Source organism: Pseudomonas oryzihabitans (assembly GCF_006384975.1).
GTDB classification, from domain to species: domain Bacteria; phylum Pseudomonadota; class Gammaproteobacteria; order Pseudomonadales; family Pseudomonadaceae; genus Chryseomonas; species Chryseomonas psychrotolerans_B.
On the sequence record NZ_CP021645.1, the window covers coordinates 1,946,176 to 1,962,121 of the forward strand.

16 protein-coding genes are annotated in these 15,946 nt (G+C 65.1%); 6 read left to right on the forward strand and 10 right to left on the reverse strand.

The window, feature by feature from the left end:
* Positions 1–153: 153 nt before the first annotated feature.
* The 6 genes from CCZ28_RS08565 to CCZ28_RS08590 all read right to left on the reverse strand — a co-directional run bounded on the left by CCZ28_RS08565 (position 154) and on the right by CCZ28_RS08590 (position 5,874).
* Complete coding sequence (locus CCZ28_RS08565; protein ID WP_140217448.1) at positions 154–1,473, reverse strand: purine-cytosine permease family protein; 1,320 nt, start codon at positions 1,471–1,473, stop codon at positions 154–156.
* Between the two features lie 102 nt (positions 1,474–1,575).
* Complete coding sequence (locus CCZ28_RS08570; protein ID WP_140217449.1) at positions 1,576–2,553, reverse strand: biotin-dependent carboxyltransferase family protein; 978 nt, start codon at positions 2,551–2,553, stop codon at positions 1,576–1,578.
* Complete coding sequence (locus tag CCZ28_RS08575; RefSeq protein ID WP_140217450.1) at positions 2,543–3,421, reverse strand: 5-oxoprolinase subunit B family protein; 879 nt, start codon at positions 3,419–3,421, stop codon at positions 2,543–2,545. The genes CCZ28_RS08570 and CCZ28_RS08575 overlap by 11 nt, the downstream gene beginning before the upstream one ends.
* Before the next feature lies 1 nt (position 3,422).
* Entirely contained in the window at positions 3,423–4,787 is a 1,365-nt protein-coding gene (locus tag CCZ28_RS08580; RefSeq protein ID WP_140217451.1) for an acetyl-CoA carboxylase biotin carboxylase subunit, read from the reverse strand.
* A 10-nt stretch (positions 4,788–4,797) separates the two neighbouring features.
* A complete protein-coding gene (locus CCZ28_RS08585) occupies positions 4,798–5,046 on the reverse strand; it encodes an acetyl-CoA carboxylase (RefSeq protein WP_140217452.1) in 249 nt (82 codons plus the stop codon).
* 69 nt (positions 5,047–5,115) lie between these two features.
* On the reverse strand, positions 5,116–5,874 hold the full coding sequence (locus CCZ28_RS08590) for a 5-oxoprolinase subunit PxpA (protein WP_140217453.1): 759 nt from the start codon (positions 5,872–5,874) through the stop codon (positions 5,116–5,118).
* A 129-nt stretch (positions 5,875–6,003) separates the two neighbouring features.
* Between CCZ28_RS08590 and CCZ28_RS08595 the strand changes: the two genes are divergently transcribed.
* Together CCZ28_RS08595 and CCZ28_RS08605 are read left to right on the forward strand one after the other, a co-directional pair.
* The gene (locus CCZ28_RS08595; RefSeq protein ID WP_140217454.1) at positions 6,004–6,921 is read left to right on the forward strand and encodes a LysR family transcriptional regulator; all 918 of its coding nucleotides are present in this window, start codon (positions 6,004–6,006) and stop codon (positions 6,919–6,921) included.
* Positions 6,922–7,380: 459 nt separating this feature from the next.
* Positions 7,381–7,761, forward strand: a complete 381-nt coding sequence (locus CCZ28_RS08605; RefSeq protein WP_140221310.1) for a VOC family protein — start codon at positions 7,381–7,383, stop codon at positions 7,759–7,761.
* Here the strand turns inward: CCZ28_RS08605 and CCZ28_RS08610 are convergent.
* On the reverse strand, positions 7,758–8,606 hold the full coding sequence (locus tag CCZ28_RS08610) for a CAP domain-containing protein (RefSeq protein ID WP_140217455.1): 849 nt from the start codon (positions 8,604–8,606) through the stop codon (positions 7,758–7,760). The two genes, CCZ28_RS08605 and CCZ28_RS08610, sit on opposite strands and share 4 nt — an antisense overlap.
* Before the next feature lie 148 nt (positions 8,607–8,754).
* On the opposite strand from CCZ28_RS08610, the gene CCZ28_RS08615 reads away from it, so the two are divergent.
* The 4 genes from CCZ28_RS08615 to CCZ28_RS08630 all read left to right on the forward strand — a co-directional run bounded on the left by CCZ28_RS08615 (position 8,755) and on the right by CCZ28_RS08630 (position 12,179).
* A complete protein-coding gene (locus tag CCZ28_RS08615) occupies positions 8,755–9,036 on the forward strand; it encodes a peptidylprolyl isomerase (protein WP_007160531.1) in 282 nt (93 codons plus the stop codon).
* A gap of 100 nt (positions 9,037–9,136) precedes the next feature.
* The gene (locus CCZ28_RS08620; RefSeq protein WP_140217456.1) at positions 9,137–9,568 is read left to right on the forward strand and encodes a GFA family protein; all 432 of its coding nucleotides are present in this window, start codon (positions 9,137–9,139) and stop codon (positions 9,566–9,568) included.
* Positions 9,569–10,227: 659 nt separating this feature from the next.
* Positions 10,228–11,823 (forward strand): isocitrate lyase, encoded by a 1,596-nt coding sequence (locus CCZ28_RS08625; protein WP_140217457.1) that lies wholly within the window; start codon positions 10,228–10,230, stop codon positions 11,821–11,823.
* A 26-nt stretch (positions 11,824–11,849) separates the two neighbouring features.
* Complete coding sequence (locus CCZ28_RS08630; RefSeq protein ID WP_140217458.1) at positions 11,850–12,179, forward strand: hypothetical protein; 330 nt, start codon at positions 11,850–11,852, stop codon at positions 12,177–12,179.
* 113 nt (positions 12,180–12,292) lie between these two features.
* On the opposite strand, the gene prpD is transcribed toward CCZ28_RS08630, so the two are convergent.
* The 3 genes from prpD to prpB all read right to left on the reverse strand — a co-directional run bounded on the left by prpD (position 12,293) and on the right by prpB (position 15,943).
* Positions 12,293–13,777 carry a 2-methylcitrate dehydratase gene (gene prpD, locus CCZ28_RS08635; RefSeq protein ID WP_140217459.1) on the reverse strand — a complete coding sequence of 495 codons (1,485 nt, stop codon included), beginning with the start codon at positions 13,775–13,777 and terminating at the stop codon, positions 12,293–12,295.
* A 95-nt stretch (positions 13,778–13,872) separates the two neighbouring features.
* Positions 13,873–15,000, reverse strand: a complete 1,128-nt coding sequence (gene prpC / locus CCZ28_RS08640; protein ID WP_140217460.1) for a bifunctional 2-methylcitrate synthase/citrate synthase — start codon at positions 14,998–15,000, stop codon at positions 13,873–13,875.
* Between the two features lie 55 nt (positions 15,001–15,055).
* Positions 15,056–15,943, reverse strand: a complete 888-nt coding sequence (gene prpB / locus CCZ28_RS08645) for a methylisocitrate lyase (protein WP_140217461.1) — start codon at positions 15,941–15,943, stop codon at positions 15,056–15,058.
* Positions 15,944–15,946 lie beyond the last annotated feature (3 nt).

A 15,946-nucleotide genomic window follows, 5' to 3' on the forward strand; every position in this document is an offset into this window, starting at 1 on the left:
GTTGACTGGACAATCTCTTGCTGGCGCTTTTCAGCGCAGGCGGAGTCACCACTCCTCGCCATAGCTTCGCTATGAAGCGTGATGGCTGAGGCGGCGAACATAGAGCTATGACGCCGCCACTTCTTGGTCGAAACCATCAATCAAGCTGGGTTTTCATGAGCCCGACGTAGTGGCAGGCAACGCCACGCGTCTCCGGCGCAACAGGGCGTACATTCCCGCCGACAGCAAGAACGTCAAAGGCGCGGAAAACGGTTGCAGACTTTGGCCCCCTTCCATCAGCGCGAAACCCAGCAGCGCACCGCAGAACCAAGCGGCAAGGCCGACGCCATTCAGTCGGGCCGGCTCATCTGACGATGACGGCACCTTTCCCAGTATGTGCGCCAGGGCAACGCCGACCCAGGCCACCACGAATACGCCCTGCCAGGCCAAGGCCTTGAGCAGCCAGGCGAAGACATCGGCCAGCATCAGGGCATAGACCACCGCCCCGACAACCAGGGCCCAGACCAGTCTGGACGCGCGCAAATGGAACACCTCGCCGAAGAACGCCTGCATGTTCACCGTCGCCAGGTAGTAGTTGGCGGTGTTGATCCGCGTCTGTGTCACCCAGACGAACAGCAATCCCCAGAGGCCCATCAATTTGAGGATCGCCAGCAACACGGTGACCTCACTGAGCGCGCCATCCCGCGGAATGCTGCTGGCCAGGTAGATGCCGGCCATCCCGTTGAGAAGAAAGGTCACCAGGTAGAACGGCATGCCGAAGTTCCAGCGCCCGTGCCAGGCAGCGTCTTCCGGCCTGCCGAAGCGGGCGTAATCGAAGGTGAACATCATCAATACCCAGACGCCCATGTAGGCACTGAAGCAGTTCCACCAGCCTCCTGCCGGCGGCTGCGCCGGGCCGAAGTCCAGCCACTGGGGCTGGTAACCATACTCGCCGATGGACAAGGCCACCGCTGCCAGCAGGCCGAACAGGTAGAACGGCAGCAGCACGCCGTTGAAGCGATCCAGCCAATGCTGTACGCCGCCGAAGATCAGCGGGACGCTGTACACCACTACCAGCAGCGCTGCCAGCGAGTAGGAAACCCCGGGATACAGGTGATTGAGCGCCACCGCGATCACCGAGCCTTCGAATACGGCGTAGTAGATGGCCGTGGAGAAGAAGATCAAGGTTGCCAGCGAGGCGCCCAGCGAACCGAACAGCACCCGCGAGAACAAGGCCACGGAGAGCCCGGTACGCATGGCATAGCGGCTGATCACCGCGTTGATCAGCCCGTAGCAGAGCACCGACAGCACCATGCCGAAGATGGCGTTGCGGGCACCGTAGGCCAGCGCCAGCGAGGCGCCAACGACGATGTAGAACATGGCGCTGCACACGGCCCACCAGGCCATGCTCAGGGAAAGCCGGCCCATCCGGGCATGGCTGGGAAGATGGGGAACGGAAGAGTCGACCTCGGGATGCTGCGACAGACTTGCCATCTTGGTTGCTCCGCAAGATTAGGGTGGCGAGCGGCAGCAGGACGCCATGGCGGCGCCCTCAGGGGAACCACCCGGTGTCGTACCGCCGCGGCGTTTTATTGGCTAGGCAAGAAAGAAGCGATGGAGTTTTTCGAGTTGTTGGTTGTATCGACGGCGCGCCGCCAGGGCCTCCTCCAGGGTGATGGCGACGAAGTGGGCCTTCTGGTTGGGTTGCATCTGGGCCATGAGATTGAGATCCGGACTGATCACCGTGCCGATGGTGGCGTAGCCGCCGCCGGACACCGCATCGCGGTGCAGGATGATCGGCTCCAGTCCGCCAGGTACTTGGATCGAGCCGATCGGGTAACAGGCGTCGACGATGTTCGACGGATCGGAGCCGGCGCCGAACGGCTGCTCGCGCGGCTCGAACACCATTGGTGTGCCGCCTTTGAAACGGTATCCGGTGCGATCCGCCTCGGAACCGACGGTCCAGGTGTCGGCGAAGAAGCGCTCAGCGGCCTGCGCCGTCAGGCGGTGGTGATAAAGGCCAGGCAGCACTCGTAGACTGACCTCACCGCCGACGTCGATCTGCAGCGAACGCGGCAGCCCCAGGCCTTCGCGCCCGCGTCCGCTCGGTTCGCCCAGCGGCAACTCGTCGCCGGCCTGGAGGCGCCGACCGTTGAACCCGCCGATGGCGCCCAGGCCATAGGTCGAGCGGCTGTCCAGCACTGGCGGCACGGCAATGCCGCCATCGATGGCGATATAGCCGCGGGCGCCCGCCTTGATGAAGTCGAAGCCCAGCACCTGCCCGGCACGCACCCGGAAGGCGGTGTCCAGCGGCATCTCGGCGCCATCCAGGCGTGGGGTCATGGCCGCGCCGCAGATGGCTACCAAGGCGTCGCGCTGGACTTCGAACTGCGGGCCGAGCAGCGTGCATTCGAGCACCGCCGCCGTGGCCGGATTCCCCACCAGCAGGTTGGCTGCGCGCAACGCATACTGGTCGAGCGCCCCGGACGGCGGGATGCCCAGGTGGTAGTAACCCTCGCGGCCGCCATCCTGCACCGAGGTCGCAAGTCCGGGCTTGAGTACCTTAAGCGACATGAAGCACCTCCTGCAGGCGCTGCTTGCAGCCCTGGGGATCGTTGAGGAAAGCGTCGAGGTCGAACTCGACCGGACGAATACGCAGATCGAAACTACCCGCCTCCACGGCGGCGATCGCCTGGTCATACTCGGCACGATCAATCGGCTTGAACTGGACGATGTCGCCAGCCCGGAAGAACACCATGGAATCCTTCAGGTAGCCCAGGCTCTGCCGCGGGTCGTAGATCGGCGCCGGGGTGACGCCGAACATCTGGTAGCCGCCGGCGCCTCGTACCGAGTAGATACAACCGAAGCAGCCGCCGTGACCGAGGGTCAGTTTCGGCGTGTCGGTGCGCGGCCGCAGGTACTTGGGCACCTGCAACTGCCGCTCGCGCTCGACCATCTGGTACATGAACGGCAGGCCGGCAACGAAGCCGACCATGGAGACGAACCACGGCGTGCCGCTGTGCGCCTCGATGAATGCCCGAGTGTCTCGGTAGCCGTTGATCCGCGTCGCGTATTCCAAGTCGGTGGAGTCCGGGTCCTGATGACGGTCACGGAAGCGCATCAGCGTCTCGTGGGTCCAGGGGTCGTTGTACAGCACCGGGATCTCGATGATCCGCGTCTGGATGCGCCGCTCGGTAGTGGCCAGCGCTTCCAGTTCGCGCACCTGGTCGAGCAGCGCCTGCGGAGCGATCAAGTCGGGATTGAAACGTACCTGGAACGAGGCGTTGGCCAGGCAGACGTCCAGCACACCGGGAATCCGCTGCTGCTCGATAGCGCGGGTAACGGCCATGCCACGAAAGAACGCCGCCAGCGACATGGACTCGGCGACCTCGGCGAACAGGTGCTCGTCGCCGCCGAAGCTGTAACGGATCTGCTCATGCATCTCACACCTCCGCGGTGGCCGAACGCTCGGCCAGCCAGGTTTCCAAGGTACCGGTATCGAACCGCGCCGCCTGAACGCGCGCATCGGCCAGCAGCCAGCGGTGCAGCGACAGGGTGGTCGCCATGCCGGTCAGCTCGGTGTTCTCCAACGCTTGCCGGGCTCGGGCGAACGCTTCCGCGCGATCCCGGCCATGGACGATGATCTTCGCCAACAGCGAGTCGTAGTACGGCGGCACGCGATAGCCGGGATACAGGTGGCTGTCCACCCGCACGCCCTCGCCCTGCGGCCAACCCAGACTTTCCACAACTCCCGGACAGGGAAAGAAGTTGCGCGCCGGATCCTCGGCATTGATGCGCATCTCCAATGCCGCGCCCTGTAAACGGATGGCGTCCTGGCGCAGCGTCAGGGGCTCGCCACCCGCGATGCGCAGCATGGCCTGCACCAAATCGATACCGGTGACCATCTCGCTGACAGGATGCTCGACCTGGATGCGGGTGTTCATCTCGATGAAGAAGAACTCGCCGCTATGCTCATCGAACAGGTATTCCAGGGTGCCGGCACCGCGATACCCCAGGCGCTGCGCCAGGCGTACCGCACTCGCACAGAGGGCTTCGCGCTGGCCCTCATTCAGCGCAGCCGAGGGCGCTTCCTCGAAGACCTTCTGCCGGCGACGCTGCAGCGAACACTCGCGCTCGAACAGGTGCACGACACGCTCACCGTCACCAAGGACCTGCACTTCGATGTGTCGCGCCCGGTGGATGAAGCGCTCCAGATACACCGCACCGGAGCCGAACGCCGCCTGCGCCTCGCGCTGAGCAATCGGGAACTCGCGGCGCAGGTCATCGGCATCCTGGGCGATGCGGATGCCACGCCCGCCACCACCGGCGGAAGCCTTGATCAACAACGGATAGCCGACCTCCTGCGCACAGCGCAATGCCGACTCGAGGTCCTCCAGCTCACCCGGCGAGCCCGGCACCACCGGCACACCGGCCTCCATCGCAGTACGCCGCGCCTCGGCCTTGTCGCCCATGCGGCGGATGGTCTGCGCATCCGGACCGACGAAGATCAGTCCGGCATCGACCACCGTCTGAGCGAAGGCGGCACTCTCGGAGAGGAAGCCATAGCCGGGGTGGATCGAGTCCGCACCGCTATCCCGCGCCGCCTGCAGCAAGACCTCGGCATTGAGGTAGCTGCGGTCGGCACGGGCCGGACCGATGATCCGTACTTCGTCGGCCTGGCGCGCCGCCAGTGAATCGGCATCCGCTTCGCTGCATGCCGCAACGGTGGGAATCCCCAAGGCTCGCGCCGCGCGGATGATGCGTACGGCGATCTCGCCACGATTGGCGATCAGCAGTTTCTTCAGCATGTTCAGGCCCTCACGCGTCGACGCTGATGGTCGCGAGTGCCTGCCCCGGCTCGACCGGATCGCCGTCTTCCACCAAGAAGGCCTGCAGGGTACCGGCACGCTCAGCGAGCACTTCGGAGAACTGTTTCATCACCTCGATCAGTCCGATCACACTGCCGGGTTCGACCCAATGACCCACCTCGACATAGACCGGGGCGTCCGGCGCAGACTTGCGGTAGAAGGTGCCCGGCAAGGGCGACTGCACGTTATGTTCAGTCATGACTGTTCCTCATTGCTCCAATGTGCGGATGGCAGATTCAACAAGGGGGATCCCGTCGTGCGGGGGCGCTCAGTGCGGCGCCTTGATGGTGATGCCAGCGTCCTGCAAGGCCGCTCGGATCGCCTGGACCAGCGCCAGTGCGCCGGGGGTGTCACTGTGGATACAGATCGAATCGAAGGCGATTTCGATGTCGTCACCCTCGACCGTCCGCACGACTCCTTTCTGGCAAGCCCGCAGCACCTTGGCGGCAACCTCCCAAGGGTCGAGCGCCTTGACTCGGCGGATGAAGACGATGGAGCCGCTGTTGTCGTAATCGCGATCAGCGTAGAACTCGCGTACCGTCGGCTGGCCCAACGCCTGGGCGACGCGCCAGGTGGCCGAACCGGGCATGCAGAACAACAGGAGCTGCGGATCGACACGCTGCAGCGTCTCGACGAATTCGCGGGCGGCCCGCTCGTCTCGCGCCAGGTGCATGTACAAGGCGCCATGCGGCTTGATGTGCTGCAGCTCCGCGCCATGCAGGCGCGCGAACTCACGCAGGGCGCCGAGCTGGTAGAGCATGTCGTTGATCAGCTCGGTGACGGGCGCGTCGAGGTACCGACGGCCGAAGCCGACCAGGTCACGGAAGCCGGGGTGGGCACCGATACCGACGCCAAGTTCGAGGGCCCGCTCGACGGTACGGCGCATGATGTTCGGATCACCGGCGTGGAAACCGGTGGCGATGTTGGCACTGCTGATCAGCGGCATGATCGCCTCATCCACGCCATCGCCGATGGTCCAGGGGCCGAAACCTTCACCCATGTCGGAATTGAGATCGACTGTTTTCATCACCGCGTGGCCTCTGTCTTCGAAGGTGCAAGGTCAGTGCAGTGACGTTAAGTCGCAGGGGTGGTATTGGGTAGATTTATTATCCGATAGAGTAGTTTCGGAAAAATCGATACCTAGCCGAGCAGTCCTATGGCCTTCACCCTGCGTCAGGTGCGTTACTTCGTCGCCACCGCCGAGATCGGACAGATTTCCCAAGCGGCGGCGAACCTGCACATCTCGCAATCAGCGATCACCAGCGCGATCCAGGAACTGGAGCATCTGCTCGGCGCCGCCTTGTTCACGCGCACGGCCCAGGGCATGACGCTGACCGATAACGGTCGGCACTTCCTCAACCACGCCTATTCGATCCTGCGTAGCGTCGATGACGCGCTGAACAGCCCATTGCCGGACACCCAGTTCAACGGCAGCTTGAACGTGGCCGCCAGTTACACCGTGATGGGCTATTTCCTGCCGCACCACCTGCAACGCCTGGCGCAGTGGTATCCGGACCTGCACATGCATCTACACGAACGGGAACGGGTGGATATCGAGCAGGGGCTGCTCGACGGCCGCTACGACATGGCCGTCGTGCTTACCGGCAACCTGACCGAGCCGCAGATCGCCGCGGAAACCCTTTTCAGCTCGACGCGCCGGCTCTGGCTGCCAGCGCGCCATCCTCTGGTCGAGCAACCTGCGGTAAACCTGGCCGATGTCGCCGCTCAGCCGTACATCATGCTCACGGTCGACGAAGCCGGTGAGTCCTCCATGCGTTACTGGCGCGCCAGTGGGCAAGAGCCGCGGGTGATCTTGCGCACCAGTTCAGTGGAAGCCGTTCGTAGCATGGTCGCCAATGGCTCCGGCGTCGCCATCCTATCCGACCTGGTCTACCGTCCCTGGTCGCTGGAAGGTAAACGCATCGAGACGCTGAGCCTGCTTGACCCGGTTCCCCCGATGAGCGTGGGCTTGGCCTGGCACCGAGAGCGTGAGCTGACGCCCGCGATGCAGGCCTTCCGCGAATATTTCCGCCAGTCCTTCCTGACCCCGCAACTGACCAGTACGAGACGCTAGGGCACTGCAAAGAAGCTCAGTCGGGTCAGGACGAACAGCCAAGCTAGTGTGGTGTTTCAGAAATTACCTGCACAATTTTGGCGGCGCTTTTTCGGCCTTGGCGTTGTTGCCATTCCTCGCCATAGCCCTGCTATGACTCGTCGCGGCGCCTAGCCCAGGTCAAAAAATCACTCGCCAATTCTTGCGCGAACTTCTGAAACACCACACTAGCTCCAGGCTACCGAGGCGCGCTGCGCGTTATGCCGGTTGGCCGATTCGGCTATGCCTTGGCCTGACATCGTCGAAATCCGAGACCAATCGCAGGCTCGTCGAAGCTCGTTCGTTGCACGCTCAAGGTTATCCATGCTGCTCGACCAGGTGAGCCAGGAACAAACAGGATCGAGGCCCACGGCAAATGATGGCCGTGCAGGCACGGGACTGGCACAGTGGAAAACCAGTCCCATCGCGGAGACCACCATGCTGATCGATCACCTGGATCACCTGGTCCTGACCACCGTGGACCTCGCCGCCTGCGAAGACTTCTACACCCGGGTGCTGGGCATGCGCCTGGAGGTGTTCGGCGCGGGACGCAAGGCGCTGAGATACGGCAACCAGAAGATCAACCTGCACGAGCGCGGCCGGGAATTCGAACCCAAGGCCCACCTGCCCGTGCCGGGCGCGCTCGATCTCTGCTTCATCGCCGGCCAGCCGCTCGCGGCAGTCATCGCCCATCTGCAGCGCGAACGCTGGCCGATCGTGGAAGGCCCGGTGGACCGAACCGGTGCCAGGGGGCCGATCCGTTCGGTCTATGTGCGCGATCCGGATCTCAACCTGATCGAGATCGCCGAATACCAGGCCTAGCGCGGCCGACCGAACACCTGCGTCCAGTAGAGACTATGGGTGCTGCGCGGATTCAAGGCATAGGCCGCGCCCATCTCGGTGAATTCCGGATTCATCAAATTGGCGCAGTGCCCCGGACTGGCCAGCCAGCCTTGCATGGCCTGGGCCACCGAGCCGGCGCCCGCGGCAATGTTCTCGCCGATGCGGGTCCACCCATAGCCCTGCTTGGCCACCCGCTCGGCTACGGTGCCGCCACCTGGCGCCGTGTGGGAGAAGTAGTCACGCCCGGCCATGTCCTGGCTGTGCGCCAGGGCGGCGTTGGCCAGGGCCGGATTCCAGCGCAGCGGCGCAGTCGCGGCGAAGCGGCGGGTGCCGCAGGTACGACCCTGGGCGCGGGCACGATTGACCTCGGCCAGGACCGCCTGGCCGGCGGTCTGCCAATTGCCCAGGCCGGCGCTCACCACCGGGCGCGCCAGCACCAGCTGCCAGCGCGGCCCCTGCTGGCTCACGCCGATCTGGGCGTAGTCGGCGCTGGCCAGCGGGCGACAATACTGCTGGCGCAAGCCGGCCATGGCCGCCTGGGCGGTGGGCGCGCCGGCCAGCATGATCACCTGCACCGCCGCGGCCTGATAGCCCACGGCGCGCAGGTCACTCTGCAATCGGTCACGACCCGTCAGGCGCACGGCCGCCAGCCGGCTATCGGCAGCCAATGGCGCGGCAGCGCGTGCACCGGCACAACCCTGGGGGGCGGCGCGGTAGGCGTTGATCAGGCCGAGCAACTGGGCTTCCGCAGGGGTTGCCGCCAGGGCGACGTCGCTCAGCAGGCCAGCGGTCAGCAGGAGAGAAACAGCTAGGAAACGAGACATGCAAGCCGATCCGAAACAGGGAAGCGCTATGTACCCGGCCTGGCCACGGGGTGCAAGTCAGATGGGTGGCCAGCCGAAGAACGGACGGCAGTTTGCTTGCCAGGGCGATTGGGGTAGGCTCGCCGGTCAATTCAACAGGAGTCATCCCATGGCCAAAGCCTCTGCCCGCCACATCCTGGTTTCCAGCGAAGCCAAGTGCAACGAACTCAAAGCCGCCATCGAAGGGGGCGCCGACTTCGCCCAGGTGGCCAAGGACAACTCCAGCTGCCCGTCTAGCCGCCAGGGCGGTGACCTGGGTACCTTCCGCCCGGGCCAGATGGTCAAGGAATTCGACACCGTGGTGTTCAGCGCTCCGCTGCACCAGGTCCAGGGTCCGGTGAAGACCCAGTTCGGCTATCACCTGGTGGAAGTCACCAGCCGCGAGGATTGATCCCGCTGGCGCTCCCGCACCGTGTGGGAGCGTCGTTCCGTCCTTGTTCCGCGTTCCCGACTATCCTCCAGATTCCCCTGCCCCTTGCGAGGATAGCGCCTTGTCCACTCCCCTCTCCTGCCACGGCCAGTGCCTGTGCGGCGCCGTCCAGCTCGATTGCCGCCCCGACAGCACCGAGGTATCGGCCTGCCACTGCCAGACCTGCCGCCGCTGGGGCGGAGGCCCGCTGCTGGTCGCGGAATGCGCGCTGCCCCCCATCATCGGCGGCGGTGACGCCCTGGCCATCCACGCCTCGTCCGACTGGGCGGAGCGCGGCTTCTGCCGCCACTGCGGCACCCATCTGTTCTACCGACTCAAGACCAAACCTTACTACGCCATCCCCGTCGGTCTGCTCGGCGACGGCCCGGATTGGACCCTGACCAGCGAAGTCTTCACCGACGCGAAACCCGCCTGGTACTGCTTCAGCAACCAGACCCGCCAGTTGACCGGCGCGCAGCTGTTCGCCGAACAGGATCCGTCCGACCCGACCTAGCGCCACGCTCCTGCGCCCTCGCTCGCCGTAACGGACGGATCACGCCGCATGAGTGGCTACCCAGCCGGGGGTGTCGCTACCGCTCGTCGGTACTGACCGGCGAGTATTCCCTCCGCTCCCTCCCTTGGGCAGTGGCCAAGTCCCAAGACCAAAGCCCGCTCAACCACCTCTGCTCTGACCGCAGGGTCACGGCCTAGGCCTTGGCTTGCGGCCCTGTTTTGCCACGAGCCGCGACCCGTTGGTCACCGATAGACGCCTGAAACCCACTCCACAGCTGCTCTACGACTTTTGTAGTGACTATACAAAAGCACTACAAAACACGATTGACTACGCCTCGATCTCCTGCAAATCTCTAGTTGCACCGGACGCGAACCCTTATCCAAGCGGGTCGCGCCTGGGCTCCGGGTGACCCTCGGGCCGTCTTGCGTAGTGATGCTCAAGAGGCACTACAAGAGAAGACGACTGGAACGCCACGCTGCTCGAGGCAGCGTCGCCAGAGGTAACGTCCGGATCCATGCAGGTACGTACGGCGACATGACTCGACAGCTGGGCTGACCTTTCGCCTTCGCGACCGGTATCCGGGTGGCAACCGCCATCCCGCTGCCGGACGTTGGGAAAAGACTGGTACCCAAGCAACCCTAATCAGGAAGGATCGACTCATGTCCGCTTACGAGAACGACGTTCAGGCCATCGCCGCCCTCAAGACCACCGCCGGCAACCACTGGAGCGCCATCAATCCGGAATACGCCGCACGGATGCGCTTGCAGAATCGCTTCAAGACCGGTCTCGACATCGCCCGCCATTGCGCGGCCATCATGCGCCGGGACATGGCCGCCTACGACGCCGACAGCAGCGCCTACACCCAGTCGCTGGGCTGCTGGCACGGCTTCATCGGGCAGCAGAAGCTGATCGCCATCAAGAAGCACCTGGGCAGCACGAAAGGCCGCTACCTCTATCTGTCCGGCTGGATGATCGCCGCGCTGCGCTCGGAATTCGGCCCGCTGCCGGATCAGTCCATGCACGAGAAGACCAGCGTGCCGGCACTGATCGAAGAGCTCTACACCTTCCTGCGCCAGGCCGACGCCCGCGAGCTGGGCATGCTGTTCCGCGAGCTGGACGCCGCCCGCGCCGCCGACGAGAACGCCAAGGCCGCCGCTATCCAGGCCAAGATCGACAACCATGAAACCCATGTGGTGCCGATCATCGCCGACATCGACGCCGGGTTCGGCAACGCCGAGGCCACCTACCTCTTGGCCAAGAAGATGATCGAGGCCGGGGCCTGCTGCATCCAGCTGGAAAATCAGGTCTCCGACGAGAAGCAGTGCGGCCACCAGGACGGCAAGGTCACGGTGCCCCACGAGGACTTCCTGGCCAAGATCAACGCCGTGCGCTACGCCTTCCTCGAACTGGGCGTGGACGAGGGCGTCATCGTCGCCCGCACCGACTCCCTGGGCGCCGGCCTGACCAAGCAGATCGCCGTGAGCAAGCAGCCGGGCGACCTGGGCGACCAGTACAACAGCTTCCTCGACTGCGACGAGGTGGACGCCAGCCAGCTGGGCAACGGCGACGTCTTGATCAGCCGCGGCGGCAAGCTGCTCCGGCCCAAGCGCCTGGCCAGCGGCCTGTTCCAGTTCCGTGCCGGCAGCGGCGTGGATCGCGTGGTGCTGGACTGCATCACCTCGCTGCAGAACGGCGCCGACCTGCTGTGGATTGAGACCGAGAAGCCCCACGTCGGCCAGATCAAGGCCATGGTCGACCGCATCCGCGAGGTCGTGCCCAACGCCAAGCTGGTCTACAACAACAGCCCGTCGTTCAACTGGACGCTGAGCTTCCGCCAGCAGGTGTTCGACGCCCTGCAGGCCGAGGGCAAGGACGTCTCCGCCTATGACCGCGCCAAGCTGATGAGCGTGGACTACGACGACACCGAACTGGGTCGCCTGGCTGATGCCCGCATCCAGAGCTTCCAGCGTGACGCGGCGCGGGAGGCAGGGATCTTCCATCACCTGATCACCCTGCCCACCTACCACACCGCGGCCCTGTCCACCGACAACCTGGCCAAGGGCTACTTCGCCGAGGAAGGCATGCTGGCCTACGTCAAGGGCGTGCAGCGCCAGGAGATCCGCCAGGGCATCGCCTGCGTCAAGCACCAGAACATGGCCGGCTCGGACATGGGCGACGACCACAAGGAATACTTTGCCGGGGAAGCCGCGCTCAAGGCGGCGGGCAAGGACAACACCATGAACCAGTTCCATTGATCACGGCCACTGTGGAGGACACGCTCATGAACCTGAACGACAACCCCAGCCTGGACGACCTCAAGCAACTGTTCGCCCGGCTCAAGGACAAGAACCACAACCACATCCTCTGGGTCTGCGAGAGCGGCGCGGTGCACGTCGACCGCCTGCCCGGCGGCGAGACGCCCGAACAGTTCGAACAGCGTCATCCCAGCCTGCGCATCCGCTTCAAGACCTACAACAAGGGCGGCGGCTACGTTGGCAAGTCGGCGGCGGCGGATGAACACTTCATCCGAAGCGTCCACGCCGCCCTGCAGGAACACTGGCGCCTGGCCGGACGGCAGCAGCAGCCGGCCTATGTGGATCGCTACTACTGAAATGAAAAAGGGCGCGGCGGGTAGTTGAACACCCGCTACGCCCTGCCCCACCTCTGAGGCGACTCGCCTGATCCTGCATGGCCCTGCGGGATCGAGCGAGTCGCCTCTTCTATTTACAACACGAACAGATCCACGAAGCGATGCACCGGGGTGGCTTCCAGGTCTGCCTGGTCCTTGCACAGGTCGAAGATCTGGGCGCAGCGACCGGCTGGGAAGCGCGTGGCCAGGTTGTTCTGGAACTTGCGCTCCAAGAGCGGAATGCCCTCTTCGCGACGCCGGCGATGGCCGATGGGATATTCCACGGCGATCTTCTCGGTACTGCTGCCGTCGGTGAAGAACACCTGCAGGGCGTTGGCGATGGATCTCTTGTCGGCTTCCAGGTACTCGCGGCTGTAGCGCTCGTCCTCGACGATCTCCATCTTCTCGCGCAGCTGATCGATACGCGGATGCGCCTGGTGGAAGGCGTCCTCGTAGTGCTCGGCGACCAGGTCACCGAACAGCAGCGGCACGGCGATCATGTATTGCAGGCAGTGGTCGCGGTCGGCGGCATTGGCCATGGGGCCCTGCTTGGAGATGATGCGGATGGCCGATTCGTGGGTGGTCACCACGATCTTCTCGATCTCATCCACCCGGTCGCGCACCTGGGGATGCAGGAGCACCGCGGCCTCGGCGGCGGTCTGGGCATGGAATTCCGCGGGGAAGCTGATCTTGAACAGCACGTTTTCCATCACGTAGCTGCCGAAGCCCTGGGGGAAGCGGAACTGGCGCTGGTCGGCTGGCTTGGTGGCCAGGTCCTTGTTGGTGTGGCTGAACAGCACGTCATAGAAGCCCCACTGGGGCGCGCTGAGCACGCCGGGGATGCCCATCTCGCCACGCAGGGCGATGTCGGCCAGGCGCACGCCGCGGCTGGAGGCGTCACCTGCGGCCCAGGACTTGCGGCTGCCGGCATTGGGCGCATGGCGATAGGTGCGCAGCGCCTGGCCGTCAACGAAGGCATGGGACAGGGCCGCCAGCAGCTGTTCGCGATTGGCACCCATCAGCTTGGCGCTGACCGCGGTTGAGGCCAGCTTGACCAGGAAGACATGGTCCAGGCCGACGCGGTTGAAGGAGTTCTCCAGGGCGAACACCCCCTGGATCTCGTGGGCCATGACCATGGCCTCCAGCACCTGGCGCATGGTCAGGGGCGCTTCGCCCTGGGCCACGCGGCGCTGGGAGAGGTGGTCGGCCACCGCCAGGATGGCGCCGAGGTTGTCGGAGGGGTGGCCCCACTCGGCGGCCAGCCAGGTGTCGTTGTAGTCCAGCCAGCGAATGATGCAGCCGATGTCCCAGGCCGCCTTGACCGGGTCCAGGCGATAGCTGGTGCCCGGCACCCGCGCGCCCTGGGGCACCACGGTGCCTTCGACTTGGGGACCGAGCAGCTTGGTGCACTCGGGGAAGCGCAGGGCCAGTAGGCCGCAGCCGAGGGTGTCCATCAGACAGTTGCGGGCGGTGTCCAGGGCCTCGCGGGAGGTGACCTGGTAGGTCAGCACGTAATCGGCCAGGTCCTGGATGACCTGGTCGTAATCGGGTCGGTTGTTGAGATCGACGTTGGCGCTCATGGGTTTTGGTTCCTTATCGCGGCCATGGGCCGCTCCTACGGAGTTGGCGGCCGCGGGCGCTCCCGTAGGAGCGGCCCATGGCCGCGATCAAACGCTTAACGATTGGCGATGGGCGTGAACGGACGCTGCTCGACGCCGATGTAATCCGCGCTGGGGCGGATGATGCGGTTGTCGGCGCGCTGCTCGAAGACATGGGCGCACCAGCCGGCCGTCCGCGAGCAGACGAAGATCGGGGTGAACAGCGGCGTCGGAATGCCGAGGAAGTGATAGGCCGAGGCGTGATAGAAGTCGGCGTTGGGGAATAGCCCCTTCTCTTCCTTCATGGTGCGGTCGATGGCTTCCGAGACCGGGAACAGCACGCGGTCGCCCACCTCCGCCGCCAGTTGTCGGGCATAGTCCTTGATCACCTCGTTGCGCGGATCGCTGTCGCGGTAGATGGCGTGGCCGAAGCCCATCACCTTTTCCTTGCGTTCGAGCAGCTGCTTGAGCCCGGTGACCGCCTCCTCGGGCGAAGCGAAGCGCTCGATCAGCGCCATGGCCGCCTCGTTGGCGCCGCCGTGCAGCGGCCCGCGCAGGGAGCCGATGGCGCCGGTGACGCAGGAATAGAGATCCGACAGCGTCGAGGCGCAGACCCGGGCGGTAAAGGTGGAGGCGTTGAATTCGTGCTCGGCATAGAGGATCAGCGAGACGTTCATCACCCGGGCATGCAGCTCGCTGGGCGCCTTGCCGTGCAGCAGAGTGAGGAAGTGACTGGCAATGTCCGGCGCATTACTGCTGCAGTCGATGCGGGTGCCACTCTGGCTGAAGTGATGCCAATACAGCAGGATCGCCGGGAAGGCGCCGAGCAGGCGGTCAGCCACCAGTTGCTGGTCGGCGAAGCTGCGCTCCGGCTCCAGGGTACCCAGCAACGAGGCGCCGGTGCGCATCACGTCCATGGGGTGGGCACTGGCGGGAATGCGCTCCAGGCCCTCCTTGAGTGGTTGCGGCAGGTCGCGCAGCGCGGCCAGGCGCTGGCGGTAGGCGTCCAGTTGCGCCTGGGTCGGCAGCTCGCCATAGAGCAACAGGTGGGCCACTTCCTCGAAGTCGGCCCCGGCGGCCAGTTCGCGGATGTCGTAGCCCCGGTAGGTGAGGCCGGCGCCGGTCTTGCCGACGGTGCATAGCGCGGTGCGGCCGGCGACTTGGCCACGCAGGCCGGCGCCGCCGAGGGTTTTGCTGTCTGCCATCGTCTCGCTCCTCTTGGAGTTGTTATGCGAAAAAGCGGGCGTTCAGGGTGGAGCCTTAGTGCTTGTGTTGCTGGAATAGCCTGTCCAGCTGATCTTCGTATCTGTGGTAATCGATGCGGTCATAGAGCTCGGCGCGGGTCTGCATGGTGTCGACCACCGCCTGCTGGCTGCCATCGCGGCGGATCGCCGTATAGACGTTCTCGGCGGCGCGGTTGGCGGCGCGGAAGGCTGACAGCGGGTAAAGCACCAGGCTGACTTCGGCCCCGGCCAGCTCCTCGGTGGTGAACAGCGGCGTGGCGCCGAATTCGGTGATGTTGGCCAGGATCGGCACCCCCACCGCCTGGGCGAACTGGCGGTACATGGGCAGCTCGGTCATGGCCTCGGGAAAGATCATGTCGGCGCCGGCCTCGACGCAGGCGCAGGCGCGGTCGATGGCGGCCTGCAGCCCCTCCACCGCCAGGGCGTCGGTGCGGGCCATGATCACGAAGTCGGGATCGGTACGGGCATCCACCGCCGCCTTGATGCGATCGACCATCTCCTGCTGGCTGACGATCTCCTTGCCCGGCCGGTGGCCACAGCGCTTGGCGCCCACCTGATCCTCGATATGCATGGCCGCCGCGCCGGCCTTGATCAGCGACCGGACGGTGCGGGCCACGTTGAAGGCCGAGGCGCCGAAGCCGGTGTCAACGTCCACCAGCAGCGGCAGGTCGCAGACATCGGTGATCCGGCGCACGTCGATCAGTACGTCTTCCAGTCCGCTGATGCCCAGGTCCGGCAGCCCCAGGGAACCAGCCGCGACCCCGCCGCCGGACAGATAGATGGCGTGGAAGCCGGCGCGCTTGGCCAGCAGCGCATGGTTGGCGTTGAGGGTGCCGACCACCTGCAGCGGGCGTTCGGCGGCGACGGCGGCGCGGAATTTCTGGCCGGGACTGACGGCAGGCATGGC

What these genes read in the sequence shown, in the direction of transcription:
- CCZ28_RS08565 (WP_140217448.1), bottom strand. Translation starts at nt 1,473, where the DNA reads ATGGCAAGTCTGTCGCAGCATCCCGAGGTCGACTCTTCCGTTCCCCAT.
- CCZ28_RS08570 (WP_140217449.1), bottom strand. Translation starts at nt 2,553, where the DNA reads ATGTCGCTTAAGGTACTCAAGCCCGGACTTGCGACCTCGGTGCAGGAT.
- CCZ28_RS08575 (WP_140217450.1), bottom strand. Translation starts at nt 3,421, where the DNA reads ATGCATGAGCAGATCCGTTACAGCTTCGGCGGCGACGAGCACCTGTTC.
- CCZ28_RS08580 (WP_140217451.1), bottom strand. Translation starts at nt 4,787, where the DNA reads ATGCTGAAGAAACTGCTGATCGCCAATCGTGGCGAGATCGCCGTACGC.
- CCZ28_RS08585 (WP_140217452.1), bottom strand. Translation starts at nt 5,046, where the DNA reads ATGACTGAACATAACGTGCAGTCGCCCTTGCCGGGCACCTTCTACCGC.
- CCZ28_RS08590 (WP_140217453.1), bottom strand. Translation starts at nt 5,874, where the DNA reads ATGAAAACAGTCGATCTCAATTCCGACATGGGTGAAGGTTTCGGCCCC.
- CCZ28_RS08595 (WP_140217454.1), top strand. Translation starts at nt 6,004, where the DNA reads ATGGCCTTCACCCTGCGTCAGGTGCGTTACTTCGTCGCCACCGCCGAG.
- CCZ28_RS08610 (WP_140217455.1), bottom strand. Translation starts at nt 8,606, where the DNA reads ATGTCTCGTTTCCTAGCTGTTTCTCTCCTGCTGACCGCTGGCCTGCTG.
- CCZ28_RS08615 (WP_007160531.1), top strand. Translation starts at nt 8,755, where the DNA reads ATGGCCAAAGCCTCTGCCCGCCACATCCTGGTTTCCAGCGAAGCCAAG.
- CCZ28_RS08625 (WP_140217457.1), top strand. Translation starts at nt 10,228, where the DNA reads ATGTCCGCTTACGAGAACGACGTTCAGGCCATCGCCGCCCTCAAGACC.
- CCZ28_RS08630 (WP_140217458.1), top strand. Translation starts at nt 11,850, where the DNA reads ATGAACCTGAACGACAACCCCAGCCTGGACGACCTCAAGCAACTGTTC.
- prpD (WP_140217459.1), bottom strand. Translation starts at nt 13,777, where the DNA reads ATGAGCGCCAACGTCGATCTCAACAACCGACCCGATTACGACCAGGTC.
- prpC (WP_140217460.1), bottom strand. Translation starts at nt 15,000, where the DNA reads ATGGCAGACAGCAAAACCCTCGGCGGCGCCGGCCTGCGTGGCCAAGTC.
- prpB (WP_140217461.1), bottom strand. Translation starts at nt 15,943, where the DNA reads ATGCCTGCCGTCAGTCCCGGCCAGAAATTCCGCGCCGCCGTCGCCGCC.